The organism is Candidatus Omnitrophota bacterium, from assembly GCA_028717245.1.
Taxonomy (GTDB): Bacteria; Omnitrophota; Gorgyraeia; order Gygaellales; family Profunditerraquicolaceae; genus JAGUYA01.
In genome coordinates this window covers 51,846-65,542 of record JAQUOD010000006.1, presented here as the reverse complement: position 1 = coordinate 65,542, position 13,697 = coordinate 51,846, and the positions used below count along the sequence as shown (strand labels likewise).

The window sequence follows — 13,697 nt, the reverse complement described above, 5'->3', positions numbered from 1 at the left end:
TCGATAAAAGCTGGCGACCCGAATTGAACGGGCGACCTCCTCATTACAAGTGAGGAGCTCTACCAACTGAGCTACGCCAGCGGACCTATTTTTCAAGTAAATCAAATCTCGATTCATATTTGGAAGCCATAACCACAAATTTCTTTTGTTTATTTTTAGTTTGTAATAGCCATTTTAACTACACTTCCTGATTGCCTGCGGTATCTTATCTATTATATCAGAAGCGAGCATACTTATCTGCGTTTTTTCTTTAGCCGCCAGATCTCCGGCTAAACCGTGCAGATAAACCGCATATTTTGCCGCATTAAAAGCGTTCAGTCCCTGGCCTAAAAAAGCGGCAATCATCCCGGTTAAAACATCGCCGCTTCCTGCCGTAGCCATGCCGGGATTACCGGTCTTATTTAGATATAAATTCCCGCCATAATCCGCAACTATGGTATCGTGCCCTTTTAAAACCACGGTTACCTTATATTTTTTCGCAAAGCCTTGGGCAATTTTTTTACGGTTGCGCTCTATCTTTTTTACGCTTATGCCTAAAAGCCTAGCCATTTCGCCAGGGTGCGGAGTTAATATAGTCGCTGGTCGCTGGTCGCTAGTCGCTAGTAAGATGTTCAAATAACCGGCTAACGCATTCAGACCGTCTGCGTCGATAACCATAGGCTTATTTACCTGCGTAATAACCTTACGTACCAACCCTTGAGTTGACTTATCCTGAGTCAACCCCGGGCCAACCACTAATACATCGGCCTTTGTAGAAAAATCTTTTATCTTTTTATAAGCGGCAATGCTTAGCGTGCCTTCTTTAGTTTTCGGCAAAGGCAGTATCATTACTTCCCTGGCCTTTATTTTTATCATTGCCCGGGTTAAGCTTTCAGGTATGCCTAAAGTAACTGACCCCGCTCCGCTACGCATCGCTGCTTCGCTAGCCAATGCTGCTGCCCCGGAAAATTTCAACGAACCGGCTAAAATAAAAATATGCCCAAAGTCGCCTTTATGGGTGTTAACTTTTCTGCGTAATAATTGCGTTGGCAACCGCATAATTTTTTACATGCGAAATGGATATGTGCGCTTCTATTTTTTTGCCTTTGCCATTTAAAATCATGCAAGAAGGCTTACCCTGTTTATCATTTAAAATCTCTACATCCTGCCAATTCAGCTTTGCGTTACCTAATGCCTTAAATACCGCTTCTTTAGCCGCAAACCTCCCCGCAAGGTGCTGATAGAGGCTGCCGCGCGTCTTGGCGTTCTTCAATTCTTCTTTAGTAAATACGCGGCTTAAGAATTCCTCGCCCCACTTTTCTACTGCCTGGCGCAGCCGGCTGACCTCCGTTATATCCACGCCGGTCCCGATAATCATATGAGCGCCTTCATTTCTTTGACTGCCCTGCCTAAACCCACCGATACCGCGCGGCAGACAATAGAATATCCGATATTTAATTCTTCTATCGTTTTTATTTTAGCGATCCTGGCGACATTATAATAATTTAAGCCATGCCCCGCAAAAACCTGCATCCCTTTATTCCTGGCATAATGCGCTGCCGCCTCTAATTCCCTGAAATATTTATCTTCTTCTTTTTTATCCTTGGCTCCGGCATAACGGCCGGTATGCAGCTCTATCATACCTATGCCTAATTTTTTAGTGGCATCGATTTGCTTCTTATCCGGATCAATAAACAAACTTACGGCAATCCCCTTTTTGTCCAAACGGCTAAAAACCTGCCCGATTTTTTTAAAATGAACTGCTACATCCAGGCCGCCTTCGGTAGTAATTTCCTGCCTCTTCTCCGGCACTAAAGTTGCCTGGCCGGGTTTTGTTTTACAGGCAATCTCAACGATGTCTTCTGCCACAGACATTTCTAAATTTAGCTTTACCTTCACCAACTCTTTTAAAAGATACAGGTCCCGCTCTTTAATATGCCTGCGGTCTTCCCTTAAATGCGCTACTATACTATCCGCTCCTGCTGCCTGACAAACTAAAGCCGCGAATACAGGTTCCGGCTCAATGCCATGGCGGACTTCCCTTAAAGTAGCTACGTGGTCAATATTTACGCCTAATAAGGCCGGCATCTCAATAATTAAATTGTTTTATCTCGCCCCTGACATAAAACCAGGCCATCACTGCCAATATTAACGCAATAAGCTTAAGCCAGGGATGACAAGTAAACCAGTGGGTTATACGGTAACCAAGGCTGATTTTTTCTTTAGGCATCTTCTTTTTTGAGTTTTAGGATCTCTTTAACCTTATAGGCCATCTCTTCATGGCTCAAATCCTTGTACAACTTAGCGCGATAAACTAAAGAGATGTCCTGTCTTTCTTCGGAGATTACAATAATGGCCGCGTCTGCCTCTTCGCTTAAACCTAAGGCAGCGCGGTGGCGCGTCCCGTATATCCGGCTTAAATCCTGATTTTCCGTAAGCGGGAATAAGCAACCCGCGGCGATAATGCGGCCGTGCTGTATAACCAGCCCCCCGTCATGCAGGAGGCTGTTGGGCGTAAATATGTTCTGGATTAAATCCGCAGATACGACTGCATCTATTAAGACTCCGCTTCCTACGTAAGTGCTTAAAGAATCATTTTTCTCTATGGCGATAAGCGCGCCGACCTTATTTTTACAAAGTTCTTCGGCGGCTTTGGCTATCTGTTGCAATATATAATCCAGCTCCTCTTCCTTTAAGACCGGGCTAAAAATATAGCGCTGGCCTAACCGCGCAAGGCCCTGCCTTATCTCAGGATGGAAGATAATCATAACGGCGATAACCGATATGGCGAATAATTTCCTGAGTATCCAGTCTAATATCTCGAAGTCCAGTTTCTGGAATAGAAAAAAACAGAGCAGAAGGATAATTATGCCGCGTAGAACCTGGATGGCGCGCGTGCCTTCAAAAAATAGTATCACATGATAAATTACAAACCAGAGTATGGATACCTCAATCAAGGTCTTTATGATTAGAATATAACTAATACTATTTGATATATTTAATATATTCATATACTATTTATAGTATTTAAAACGGTTAAGGCCTGCTTTAATGCCTTCACGTCGTGGACCCTGACCATATTGGCCCCATTTTTAGCTGCGAGGATACAGGCAGATACGCTGCCGAAAATCCTCATCCCGGGCTCTGCGTTCAGTATTTTACCCAGGAACGATTTTCTGGAAACACCGGCTAACAAAGGCCTGCCTAAAATCTTAAGCTCCCTCAGGTTCTTCAGTATCTCTAAATTATGCGTAAACGCCTTACCAAATCCGATACCGGGGTCAAGAATAATTTTCTCCCTATTTATCCCTCCTGCGACAGCCCTATGCATCGCCTTATCTAAATATTCTATTACTTCATCCAATAGCGACTTATATACGGGATTCTTCTGCATAGTGCGGGGGTTTCCCTTCATATGCATAATCACTACCCCTGCCTTATATTTAGCCGCCACGCCTATCATTTTATCGTTCCTTAAACCTGTGATGTCATTGACTATCGCCGCGCCGCAATCCAATGCCTGCCTGGCGACCTCGGGTTTGTACGTATCAATGGAGACCGGGACTTTGATTTTGCGGGCAATCTTTTTAATTACTGGTATCGTCCGGCTTAATTCTTCTTTGACGGAAATCGGCTTTGCTCCGGGCCGGCTGGATTCGCCTCCTATATCAATGATATCCGCACCGTCCTCAACCATCTTCTCTGCGAAATCAAAAGCTCGTTCAGGGACAGTCCCCTTAGGAATAATTTCTCTTGGCCCTGTCGGGGACAGTCCCTGAAAGAATCCGTCCCCGCTGAATGAATCCGGGGTAATATTTATGATACCGATAATACAGGTTTTGTTTGGCGTAAGGCGTAATTTATGCCTGCCCAGGTCCAGCCTGAACTCATCCTTTCCGTAATTAGCGAGATTACCGGATAAATCATCGGCTAATCTATTCAGGCCAAAGGGCTGCTGTTTTAGTTTTTCCGCGAGCCGCTTGAATTGAGAAAGCGTGGCCATTAAAAGACAGTCTGTCTTCTTTGTTTTACCGGTCAAGGCGCCCCGGGCTAGCGCTGCTTCTGCGCCCAAAGAAAGCATCTCTTGTTTAAGTATATTTGCTGCGATACAGGAGAGGGAATTAATTCTGACTAAATGATGAACCGCCTTGGGCAGCATAATTTCAATGCCGTAATTATCTACCCCAATATCCTGCATTATCTGCCTTAATGTTTTTTGGTCCGATATCCGAAGGATGCGCATTTAGTCTTTATACGGTGAGGTCTTTCTTTTCTATGCCAAGCATACGTTTGACTTCTTCGCCGTCTAAAACTTCTTTTTCCAAAAGCGCGTTGCTTAAAAACTTTAATTTTTCTGAATTCTGCTGCAGTAACTCCTTGGCTTTTACATAAGCATCACTTACTATTTTCTTTACTTCTTCATCGATCTGGTGAGCGGTCTCCTCACTATAATTTCTTTCTTCTACGATATCCCGGCCCAGGAATACCAGCCCTTCCCTTCTCCCCAGCGTAACATTACCTAATTTATCGGACATCCCGAACTGACAGACCATGCGCCGGGCCATTAACGTCGCCATCTCCAGATCATTCTGGGCGCCAGTAGTGACCTCGTTTAAATTTATCTCTTCGGAAGCCCTGCCGCCTAACATCATGGCAATCTCCGAAATCAATTCTGTCTTTGTCCAATAGTGCCTGTCTTCCAGCGGCGGGGTAAAGGTATAGCCTCCGGCTAAACCCCGCGGGATAATGGAGACCTTCTTTAAGGGGTTCACTTCAGGCAATAGTAGAGATAGCAATGCATGCCCGGATTCATGCAACGCGGTAATCTCTTTTTCCTTTTTGGATATAATATGGCTCTTCTTTTCCGGGCCCATCAGCACTCTTTCCACGGACTTCTCAAAATCAACCATCTCCACCGCATCTTTATTAAAACGGGCAGCCATGAGCGCTGCCTCATTACAAAGGTTTGCCAGATCCGCTCCGGAAAACCCCGGGGTCTGGCTGGCAATGGAATTTAAGTTTACTGTAGGGCTAAGCTTTATTTTGCGCGTATGTACCTTGAGTATCTCTTCTCTTCCTTTGATGTCAGGTAAATGCACGATGATATTGCGGTCAAATCTTCCAGGGCGCAGAATTGCCGGGTCTAATGTATCCGGCCGGTTGGTAGCAGCGATAAGAATCAGGCCCTGCTGCGTATCAAAACCGTCCATCTCCACCAAAAGCGCATTCAGGGTCTGCTCCCTCTCGTCATGCCCTCCGCCGATACCCGAAAAACGTAACCTGCCGACAGCATCTATTTCATCAATAAAAATAATCGCGCCCTTGCCGGATGCCTTTGCCGCCTTACGGCCTTGCTCAAATAAATCCCGCACGCGGCTGGCTCCCACGCCCACAAACATCTCCACAAAATCCGAACCGGAAATGCTAAAGAACGGCACCCCGGCTTCTCCGGCTACGGCGCGGGCAATCAAAGTTTTCCCGCAGCCCGGCGGCCCGACGAGTAAAACTCCTTTAGGAATTTTTCCTCCCAGTTTTTGAAATTTCTTCGGGTCCTTTAAAAACTCTATGACCTCCTGCAATTCTTCTTTGGCTTCATCAACTCCTGCCACATCATCAAAAGTGGCTTTCTCGCCCTCTTTTTCGCTGTGCATCTTTGGCCGCATCTTGCCAAAACCCATGATCCGGTTGCCTAATTGTTCGCCCCTTGCCGCCATCATCCACCAGAAGAATATCAACAGGACCACCGGCCCCAGCGAATACAACAGGTTTGCTAAAAGGGTGCGAGGCGGCTTAACCTCAAAATGCTTTAAGTTCTGGCGCATCAGGTCAAGCAGCTGCGTATCATTATCGGGAATATTTAAAAAGAACCTGGAATTATCGCTGAATTCACCCTGGAGCACAGTTTCAATCTTGGTCACAGACCTGATCTTTTCCGGGTTATCTCTTAAGGCGGCGTAGAAATCGCTATAGGATATCTCTTTGGGTATGCCGCTAACAGGTATGTTTATAGAATTAATAAGAAGGTAGAAAAGTCCGATTATTACCAACCAGGACCAGGGGAAACGCCTAAGTATATTGTTTTTCTTGGATTTAGGGATTCTATTGTTTAGCATTTTTCACCTTTCTTTTAGAAGTTTTATTATATATTTAAATACTAATAAAATCAAGTATTTATTGAAGATTTCGCCTTGCGGAAAAAGGAGAGATAACTCTTGCTTTTTACTACAGATACCCCCTTAGGCAGGTCGACTATAGAATGAACCGGGCGGTTGTAAATCAAATCCTCGATTTCTTTTATATGCTGGAAGGTAATCCTGCGCGTATCGCCTTTTACTTTAGCGATACTCATACGCAGCATTAATCTCTGCAGCGCAGGGTGTAGCTTCTTCAACCTTCTAAGGTTGAGCCCGGAACGTGAGCCCTTAATCCTGCGTTCGGCACAGCGCAGCAGATAATCGTAATCGCAGCCTAAGCTCTGGGCCATATTACTCAACACCTCCCGGATATTTCTATTGTATTCTTTTTCCAGTAACGGCAAGAGCCGGTTACGGATCTTATTCCTGAAATAAATATCTTCCAAGTTAGATTTATCAATGCGCGGCTTAATCTTTTTTTTCTTCAGGTATGCCTCTATTTCGCTGCGCCTTGTTTCTATCAAAGGCCGGATAATTTCATAACCGCGAATCTTTCTCTTCGGAGAAATCCCGGATAATCCGTATAACCCCGCGCCTCTTAAGATACGCATGAGCACGGTTTCCGCCTGGTCATCAAGATTGTGGCCCAGGGCGATCTTTGCGGATTTTGTATCTTTGGCTGCTTTAAACAAAAAACCCAAGCGCGCATTTCTGGCTATCTCCTCCAGCGACCCGCCCCGTTTGGCCAGCTGCCTGACATTAATTCCTGCGGTAGTAACGGGCAATTTCAGTTTCCGCGCCAGGCCCTCCACAAAAATCCTGTCTCCGCGAGAATCTTCTCTGAGGCAGTGGTCTAAATGCGCTATATGCAGTTTCAGATCCAGGGCTCTTTTTAAATCATTAAGCAGATAAAGCAAAGCCAGAGAATCCGGGCCGCCGGATACGCCCACTAAGACCCTATCTCCCTTAGCTATAAGGTTGTATCTTTTAATAGTATCTTTTACTTTCTCTAAAAACATACACTACCCCTTTAATTGATGCCGCCTTAAAGCTTAGGACATATTATATTACTCCTCACCCCCGAATGAAACCTTTTTTTGATATTGACTTCTCTCCTTTTAAAGTGTAAATTAAACAAGGATAGAACCGAAAGGAGTAATATGCTGTCGTTAATAAAAACGATTTACCGCATGGCCTCCAGAGAAGAGCGTAAGACAGTCTTAAGCAACGCCTTCTCCCTCTCTACGCTGCAGGGCATAAACTATATCCTGCCGATAATTATCCTGCCCTACCTGGTGCGGGTAATCGGCCCGGCAAAATTCGGCCTGATTGCCTTTGCGCAGGCGTTTACGCAATATTTCCTTATCCTGGTGGACTATGGCTTCAGCGTCTCCGCAACCCGGGAAATCTCATTATACAGAAAAGAAAAAAACAGGGTCTCCGCCGTTTTCTCCTCAGTAATGACGGTAAAAATTACCTTAGCCATCATAAGCTTTTTCATCCTCTTTTTAATCCTGAATTTCATCCCTAAATTTAAAGAAGACTGGATGGTTTATCTGCTGAGCTTCGGGGCTATTATAGGCAATGTCCTCTTTCCGGCCTGGTTCTTTATGGGGATAGAAAAAATGAAATATATAGCCGTATTGAATATAATCGCTGGAACGATATACGCCTCGGGTATCTTTATATTCGTGAAGGGCCCGGCGGATTACCTGTATATCCCTTTTATAAATTCCCTGGCCTTTCTGGTCAGCGGGGCCCTTGGGCTATATATTGTATTTACAGAATTCAAAGTCGCCCTTGTTTTTCAGGGCTGGGGGAAAATCCGGCAGGAAGTAAAAAAGGGCTGGCATGTCTTCTCTTCCATCATCGCCATAAATGCCTATACGGTTACCCGTGTTTTTGCCGTAGGCCTTTTGACCAATAATACCCTTACGGGATACTATTCTATCGCCGAGCGGATAGCTAATGTCATTCAGACCTTTCCTATGGATTCTTTTTCGCAGGCGATATATCCGAGGTTAAACAAAATCTTTCAGAAAAATAAGAAAAAGGCCGCGGATTTTATGTATAAAATTCAGGGCGTCGCTGCCAGGGGCTTCATCATATCCCTGCCGATTATCTTCCTGCTTGCGCCCTGGCTGATAAAAGCCGTCTGCGGCATAGAATACAAAGAAGCTGTCCTGGCCTTACGATTACTGTTAGTGTCAGTATTCTTTGTGGGCGCCAATGCCTTTAAGGTGCAGTTCTTGTTGGTCTGCGGCAGGCAGGATATTTATTCTAAACTCCATGTCATCGCAGCGCTGGCAGGGGTGCCGATGATATTCGCCTTGATATATTTCTTCTCTTATCTGGGGGCTGCCTGGGCAACGGTAATACTTGAGGCGGGGATTTTTATTGCGACGGTTAAAATTTTAAAAAATTACTGCCTTCCTGAGCATTCCCTGTAACTTCTTTTTTTTAACTAACCAAAACAGAATGGCGGCTGGATATTCGTAGCAACGGCATTACCGATACAGAGGATTTCTTTGATGCTCCCGTCTTCGCCGATAATGGCTTTATTGGCCCATAGAACCCGCACGCGCTCTCCGTTACTGCGTATATTTTCGTTTTCATTCACCGAATGCCGCTCGGGGTTTTGCACGATATCCTGGATCATCTCTACCAAATCCTTGCCGGATAAATCCTTTTCCGAAACAATCGTTCCGACGACGTTCTTACCCAGTATCTCTTTCTCGTAAAAACCGAAGAACCTCTGCGCGAACTGGTTAAAGAATGTAATATTGCCTTTGGTATCCATCACCATGATAATACTGTTTGCGTTTTCTATTATCTGCCTGTATTTTGCTTCGCTAGTCATTAATATCTTCTGTGAAGCCTCTAATTCCGAAATCCGCTTACGCAGCGAAGCTAATTCAGCGAGGAGTTCTTCCTGGGGCTTATTTGCATTCTCCATCTTATCCTGCTCCTTTAAGTTTTATCAGCGGCGCTTGGCATTAACGGTTTATATTATAAAGGTCCAAAAGCTGTATCCTTGTTGCTTCCAGGCGTTCGGTAAAAATATTCATCAACCTCTTGAGCAGTTCATACCCTAAATCAGAATTCTTTTCGCATTTTTCCCTAAGGCATTTGCCGTCTAAGGCCAACACCCGCGTGTTTTCTACGGCCCTGGCGCTAAAACGATAACGGTATGGCGAAATAAGCCACGACCAGCCTAAAATATCGCCTTCGCCTATAGTCTGTATGGTAATCTCCTGAGGCTGGGCTATATAAATAGCTACCTTCCCGCTACGGATGAGATAAAATTTATCCGCAGAGTCCCCTTCCTTCAAAATAACTTCTCCCGCCTTAAAAACTTGGTGTATCGTGCATCCGACGATAAAATCAATATATTTTGCCGGCAGGCCCTTAAAAAAAGGATGCTGCTTTAAAATGGGTTCCAAGGTTTCCATTTTTCCTCCTGAAAATAAAATTAAGTGGCGGCGACTGGATTTAAACCAGTGACAAATCGGGTATGAGCCGACTACTCTATCAGGCTGAGTTACGCCGCCGTCGTTCGCTATAGCTTAAGACTTACAGCTTACAGCTTTTATTATTATATTTTATTGGCTGCCTTTACGCAACTGATATTCTACATACATCGCCAGCAGTTCATGGATCTTCTCGGGAGGCTGCACTACAAAATAACGGCTCATCAACGAATGGGACATCTCATGGCCAAGGACCTCGCGCTTAAAACTATCCGGCATGATATAAATAGTATTCATATCGGTAACAAAAAACGATACGGTATTGAGTTCCCTGCCAACTATATCTTTGTAGATACGCCCCAACTGCGCCTTGTTTTCGCAGACTTTGACGGTGCCGTGAAAGCTATAGATATGCATATCCAGTATATCGGAGACCCGGATAAAAAGGGTATCCAGCATATCCGCCAGGCCTACTTCGTAAGGCGCTGATTTGCCCGCCATCAAGTTATCCGAGGCGCCCATATTTAATTTTTGAATGAGGACGGAGGATTCCAGTTGGGAGGGGTAATAAATGGTAAAATATTTGCCTTCTATCTTTTTGGCCGAACCAAAGCCGTCGTCGTAGGCAAAAGCAATACCGCTGCTTAGTAAAACTAAAGCGGCAAGAAAAACTATAGCCCTTGCTGTCTTTTTAAGAGGCATCAAGTCCTGAAATATTTGATTATAGTATTTAGATCTCCTAAAATATCTTTTAATTCATGGAATGCCGAGCGCCTGTCCTGCGGCATATCATGTTCTGAGATATTATTCAGCTTATCCTCTAATTTTTTAAAGCTCCCCTTCAGGGTAATAGCTTCTTCCCTTATCTTCTTGATCATATTGTTAAAGCTCTCTGCCAAATCCTGCAGCTGGTCAAGGTGACGTATCCTGAAATCCTCGGCAAAATTCCCCGCTTCTAATTCTTTCATCGTCTTCTTAAAACGGTACAATGGGCCGGCAATCTTATGGGAAACAAATAACGTCACGAAGATAGTGGCGATGCTGACAATAACCATCACTACGATTACTGTCTGCACCATTATAGGCAGGATAAAATCAGCGGTCGTCTTTACCACCACGCGGGAATTGACGATAGAAACCGTAGTAGACTGCATGGCCAAAAGATACAGTATCCCGATAGTAAGCAGGCCGCTAACAGCCACCAAGGCGCAAAATTTCAGAATAAAATTAGCCTGGAATTTCTTATCGATAAAATAGACCCTGCGTTTATATGTCGCCGGCATCTTATCCTCCCCCTTTTTCTATTTACCTTATTTTAATAAATCATAATCTACTTTTACCTGCGCCTTATTGTGCAATTCCGTTATCCATTTATTTATCTCTTCGGACTCCTTAGCTTTGGTGAGCTCCCATTTAAGCTGGTTGTACATCTGATCGTAAGTTTTATCGGCCTCACCGGCCTGGGACATCTTTTGGTATGCTTCCTGGATATCTTTATCGCCGATACGCATATTGGAAGAAATCTCTTTAGTCTTCTTATCCAGCGCTATTTTTAACAATGACTGCTCCCAGAACCTTTCAATCGTCTTTAAGAAGTTTGTTTCCTTATCCAGACCCTTCTTCTGGGCCTCCTGCAGGATGAGTTTCTGATTAATCAGGTTATCCAGGAATTCCTGCCTTGATTCCGGGGTATCGGCCATGCCATACATGGAATCCTTAAGGGCCGCATAGAATTCCTCCCGGGTAATTTCATAATCGTTAATCTTAGCCAGTATTATTTTATCCTTAGGCTTGGCCGTGCAGCCAAAAAATAAAAACGAAACGCATAATATAACCAGGTATTTTTTCATAGTGGATTCGCTCCTTCCTAAAATGAACAGATAATTTTTTCTTTTATAACTTGTGTCTTTACTTTACGCTACCGCTTCAGATCAGGGAATAGTGGCAGTTCACCACACCTTTGCCTATCGCACCTAGTTCTTTAGAGGTAGAAATAACCAATCCGCGGGCATATTCGTTACGCGCGACCTCTAACCACTTTATCAATGGCCTTATACGCCCATAGTCAACGGTCGAGGATAATTTGATTTCAATAGGATAAGTTGCCTTGCCGGTTTCGACTAAAAGGTCTACTTCCAAACCATCAGTACTGCGGTAATAATAAAGCGAACAAGAATCGGCAAAAGCGGAAAAACGCTTATAAAACTGGGACACGCACGCCGTCTCAAAAAGGGCGCCTGCCATCGGCCCTTGAAGGGCATGCATTTCGCCCTGAAGGCCTACCAGGTATGAAACAAGCCCCGTATCCATAAAATAACACTTGGACGACTTAACAATTCTTTTGCCAAAATTTTTATAGTATGGTTGGAGAAAAAAAATAAGCCCGCTTGCCTCCAAAAGGGTAAGCCATGATTTTATCGTAGGGACAGAAACTCCTATATCCCGCGAAAGCGTCGAGCAATTGAGCTCGCAAGCCGTGCGCGCCGCCAGAAGCTTGACAAATCTTTCAAAATCATGAAGGTTTGATTGTTTAATGTAGCTGCGGACATCGCGGTCCACATAGGTCTGCAGATAACTGGAAAACCATAGCCTGCGGGATATTTTTTTGTTAAGCGCAACCTCAGGATACCCTCCCCCTAAAATCCATTTCCCAAGCGGAATAATCTTCTCCGGAAACTCCTTGGCATGCGAAAGGGCATTGAGAAAACCACCCGCCTCGCTTAAATTTAGCCGCGGGTTTTTCTGTAGTTCTTCCAGAGAAAAAGGAAATAAGTGCAGGATCGCAATACGACCTGCCAAGGTTTCACTGATACCTTTCATCAGGGCCCACTGTTGGGAGCCGGTCAGAACCCACTGGCCCGGTTTCTTATTATGCTCAATGCGCGCTTTAATATGTGATAGGAGCCCGGGGGCGCTTTGTATTTCATCAATAATAACCGGAGGCGGATATTTCTCCAAAAACCCCCGAGGGTCCTCGATAGCCAGCGAACGCACATCTATCTCATCAAGCAGGACATAATTATAACCCTTGAGGCGTTTGCGCGCTAAAGTCGTCTTGCCGGACCTTCTCGGCCCGCCGATAAAAACAGCGGGAAAAGACTTAACGGCTTGCCTTAATGTCTTTTCAACCAAGCGGGTGATATACATACTTGTTATTTTAAAGTATAACTTTAAATTGTCAAGGACTTTTAAATAAAAAACCCCGCATTATTTTAAAAATGCGGGGCGTGAGTAAAATGCATATTTATTCTTTTAATTAATGCTGGCCTTTCTTATCTAATTCTTGGAAGAATGGCGTCAATTCCTGATTCCCAGTATAGTTTAATACACCGTCAAAGAAACTGTAATCGCTGGCTTGCAGCATAAACTGCTCAAAAGCAGAGGCATCCGTCGGTGTTATAGGATGGTATAAATACCCCGCGCCGCCGCCCGGGGTAAAAGGCGTGAATTGATAAAGGCCTACTTCTATTAATGCCCTGATAACTTCGGCGTTGGATAATTGGGAATCCGAGGGATTAGCGGCAATATTAAACGACGCTGAAATAGCAGGATTCAGAGTACCGGAGGCAGCTTTTAAGGCATATCCTGACCCTGCTTTATTTATGGAAAGGCCGCTAAAGGTAGCTACGCCGTTTGAAGTAGTCTGCGTAAGCGTCCCCGAGAGCCCGCCGCTACCGGGGTTATTTTGTAAACTTATGGTGATTGTAGAGGTGCTGTCAGCAGTAAGTAAGTTGTCGTAAGCATCTCTTATCTCTACTTTTATTGCAGGTGTAATGTTTGAACCGGCAGTGGTATCAGTGGGCTGCTGAATAAAGACGAGTTTGCTAGCGGCTGCTGGAGTAATAACACCAGTAGTGTTATTCACAAAAGTTACATTATAGTTAAGCCCGCCGTTGCCATCGTTTACTGTTCCGGCCGGTGTCAGCGTCTTGCCGGTACCGACATTCTTGTTATCAAAGGTCTGGGTCCAAGTAGCAGTATCGCCAGATGCCAGGCTGCCGGAAGTAATCGTAGGAACACCGGTAGAACTTGTGGTGTCATCATAAGCCTTAGTGTCCGTAACGGCGGTAACGGTTAAGGATTTCTGGGTGATTTCTCCGGTAGTGTCAGCAAC

At 44.7% G+C, this 13,697-nt stretch carries 16 protein-coding genes and 2 tRNA genes; 1 reads left to right on the top strand and 17 read right to left on the bottom strand.

The annotated features are described in order from the left end of the window. Positions 1-8: 8 nt before the first annotated feature. From PHV44_04890 to tilS, 9 genes are all read right to left on the bottom strand, one after another. A tRNA-Thr gene (locus PHV44_04890) sits at positions 9-81 on the bottom strand. 93 nt (positions 82-174) lie between these two features. Beyond that, a complete protein-coding gene (locus PHV44_04885) occupies positions 175-1,038 on the bottom strand; it encodes an NAD(P)H-hydrate dehydratase (protein MDD5592613.1) in 864 nt (287 codons plus the stop codon). Continuing rightward, on the bottom strand, positions 1,001-1,357 hold the full coding sequence (gene acpS, locus PHV44_04880) for a holo-ACP synthase (protein MDD5592612.1): 357 nt from the start codon (positions 1,355-1,357) through the stop codon (positions 1,001-1,003). Before acpS ends, PHV44_04885 begins: the two co-directional genes overlap by 38 nt. Continuing rightward, on the bottom strand, positions 1,354-2,067 hold the full coding sequence (locus PHV44_04875) for a pyridoxine 5'-phosphate synthase (protein MDD5592611.1): 714 nt from the start codon (positions 2,065-2,067) through the stop codon (positions 1,354-1,356). The genes acpS and PHV44_04875 overlap by 4 nt, the downstream gene beginning before the upstream one ends. A 1-nt stretch (position 2,068) precedes the next feature. Beyond that, on the bottom strand, positions 2,069-2,209 hold the full coding sequence (locus PHV44_04870) for a hypothetical protein (protein ID MDD5592610.1): 141 nt from the start codon (positions 2,207-2,209) through the stop codon (positions 2,069-2,071). Further along, positions 2,202-2,990 carry a diadenylate cyclase CdaA gene (gene cdaA / locus PHV44_04865; protein ID MDD5592609.1) on the bottom strand — a complete coding sequence of 263 codons (789 nt, stop codon included), beginning with the start codon at positions 2,988-2,990 and terminating at the stop codon, positions 2,202-2,204. Before cdaA ends, PHV44_04870 begins: the two co-directional genes overlap by 8 nt. Beyond that, positions 2,987-4,177 carry a dihydropteroate synthase gene (gene folP / locus PHV44_04860; protein MDD5592608.1) on the bottom strand — a complete coding sequence of 397 codons (1,191 nt, stop codon included), beginning with the start codon at positions 4,175-4,177 and terminating at the stop codon, positions 2,987-2,989. The genes cdaA and folP overlap by 4 nt, the downstream gene beginning before the upstream one ends. Positions 4,178-4,229: 52 nt before the next feature. After that, positions 4,230-6,092, bottom strand: a complete 1,863-nt coding sequence (gene ftsH, locus PHV44_04855) for an ATP-dependent zinc metalloprotease FtsH (protein ID MDD5592607.1) — start codon at positions 6,090-6,092, stop codon at positions 4,230-4,232. 50 nt (positions 6,093-6,142) lie between these two features. Continuing rightward, the gene (tilS, locus tag PHV44_04850) at positions 6,143-7,132 is read right to left on the bottom strand and encodes a tRNA lysidine(34) synthetase TilS (protein ID MDD5592606.1); all 990 of its coding nucleotides are present in this window, start codon (positions 7,130-7,132) and stop codon (positions 6,143-6,145) included. Positions 7,133-7,273: 141 nt separating this feature from the next. Between tilS and PHV44_04845 the strand changes: the two genes are divergently transcribed. Next, on the top strand, positions 7,274-8,563 hold the full coding sequence (locus PHV44_04845) for a flippase (protein ID MDD5592605.1): 1,290 nt from the start codon (positions 7,274-7,276) through the stop codon (positions 8,561-8,563). Positions 8,564-8,577: 14 nt separating this feature from the next. On the opposite strand, the gene PHV44_04840 is transcribed toward PHV44_04845, so the two are convergent. The 8 genes from PHV44_04840 to PHV44_04805 all read right to left on the bottom strand — a co-directional run. Beyond that, a complete protein-coding gene (locus PHV44_04840; protein MDD5592604.1) occupies positions 8,578-9,069 on the bottom strand; it encodes a PAS domain-containing protein in 492 nt (163 codons plus the stop codon). Positions 9,070-9,109: 40 nt separating this feature from the next. After that, the gene (locus PHV44_04835) at positions 9,110-9,565 is read right to left on the bottom strand and encodes a cyclic nucleotide-binding domain-containing protein (protein MDD5592603.1); all 456 of its coding nucleotides are present in this window, start codon (positions 9,563-9,565) and stop codon (positions 9,110-9,112) included. Between the two features lie 25 nt (positions 9,566-9,590). Next, positions 9,591-9,664, bottom strand: a tRNA-Met gene (locus tag PHV44_04830). 51 nt (positions 9,665-9,715) lie between these two features. Continuing rightward, the gene (locus tag PHV44_04825; protein MDD5592602.1) at positions 9,716-10,285 is read right to left on the bottom strand and encodes a hypothetical protein; all 570 of its coding nucleotides are present in this window, start codon (positions 10,283-10,285) and stop codon (positions 9,716-9,718) included. Next, complete coding sequence (locus PHV44_04820) at positions 10,285-10,866, bottom strand: hypothetical protein (protein MDD5592601.1); 582 nt, start codon at positions 10,864-10,866, stop codon at positions 10,285-10,287. Before PHV44_04820 ends, PHV44_04825 begins: the two co-directional genes overlap by 1 nt. 27 nt (positions 10,867-10,893) lie before the next feature. Next, the gene (locus PHV44_04815; protein ID MDD5592600.1) at positions 10,894-11,433 is read right to left on the bottom strand and encodes a SurA N-terminal domain-containing protein; all 540 of its coding nucleotides are present in this window, start codon (positions 11,431-11,433) and stop codon (positions 10,894-10,896) included. A 76-nt stretch (positions 11,434-11,509) separates the two neighbouring features. Beyond that, positions 11,510-12,730: an ATP-binding protein gene (locus PHV44_04810; protein ID MDD5592599.1), complete on the bottom strand. Its 1,221-nt coding sequence runs from the start codon at positions 12,728-12,730 to the stop codon at positions 11,510-11,512. Positions 12,731-12,839: 109 nt separating this feature from the next. Next, positions 12,840-13,697 (bottom strand): YDG domain-containing protein (locus PHV44_04805; GenBank protein MDD5592598.1); only part of this gene is annotated, 858 nt, incomplete at its 5' end.

What these genes read in the sequence shown, in the direction of transcription:
- PHV44_04885 (MDD5592613.1), bottom strand. Translation starts at nt 1,038, where the DNA reads ATGCGGTTGCCAACGCAATTATTACGCAGAAAAGTTAACACCCATAAA.
- acpS (MDD5592612.1), bottom strand. Translation starts at nt 1,357, where the DNA reads ATGATTATCGGGACCGGCGTGGATATAACGGAGGTCAGCCGGCTGCGC.
- PHV44_04875 (MDD5592611.1), bottom strand. Translation starts at nt 2,067, where the DNA reads ATGCCGGCCTTATTAGGCGTAAATATTGACCACGTAGCTACTTTAAGG.
- PHV44_04870 (MDD5592610.1), bottom strand. Translation starts at nt 2,209, where the DNA reads ATGCCTAAAGAAAAAATCAGCCTTGGTTACCGTATAACCCACTGGTTT.
- cdaA (MDD5592609.1), bottom strand. Translation starts at nt 2,990, where the DNA reads ATGAATATATTAAATATATCAAATAGTATTAGTTATATTCTAATCATA.
- folP (MDD5592608.1), bottom strand. Translation starts at nt 4,177, where the DNA reads ATGCAGGATATTGGGGTAGATAATTACGGCATTGAAATTATGCTGCCC.
- ftsH (MDD5592607.1), bottom strand. Translation starts at nt 6,092, where the DNA reads ATGCTAAACAATAGAATCCCTAAATCCAAGAAAAACAATATACTTAGG.
- tilS (MDD5592606.1), bottom strand. Translation starts at nt 7,132, where the DNA reads ATGTTTTTAGAGAAAGTAAAAGATACTATTAAAAGATACAACCTTATA.
- PHV44_04845 (MDD5592605.1), top strand. Translation starts at nt 7,274, where the DNA reads ATGCTGTCGTTAATAAAAACGATTTACCGCATGGCCTCCAGAGAAGAG.
- PHV44_04840 (MDD5592604.1), bottom strand. Translation starts at nt 9,069, where the DNA reads ATGGAGAATGCAAATAAGCCCCAGGAAGAACTCCTCGCTGAATTAGCT.
- PHV44_04835 (MDD5592603.1), bottom strand. Translation starts at nt 9,565, where the DNA reads ATGGAAACCTTGGAACCCATTTTAAAGCAGCATCCTTTTTTTAAGGGC.
- PHV44_04825 (MDD5592602.1), bottom strand. Translation starts at nt 10,285, where the DNA reads ATGCCTCTTAAAAAGACAGCAAGGGCTATAGTTTTTCTTGCCGCTTTA.
- PHV44_04820 (MDD5592601.1), bottom strand. Translation starts at nt 10,866, where the DNA reads ATGCCGGCGACATATAAACGCAGGGTCTATTTTATCGATAAGAAATTC.
- PHV44_04815 (MDD5592600.1), bottom strand. Translation starts at nt 11,433, where the DNA reads ATGAAAAAATACCTGGTTATATTATGCGTTTCGTTTTTATTTTTTGGC.
- PHV44_04810 (MDD5592599.1), bottom strand. Translation starts at nt 12,730, where the DNA reads ATGTATATCACCCGCTTGGTTGAAAAGACATTAAGGCAAGCCGTTAAG.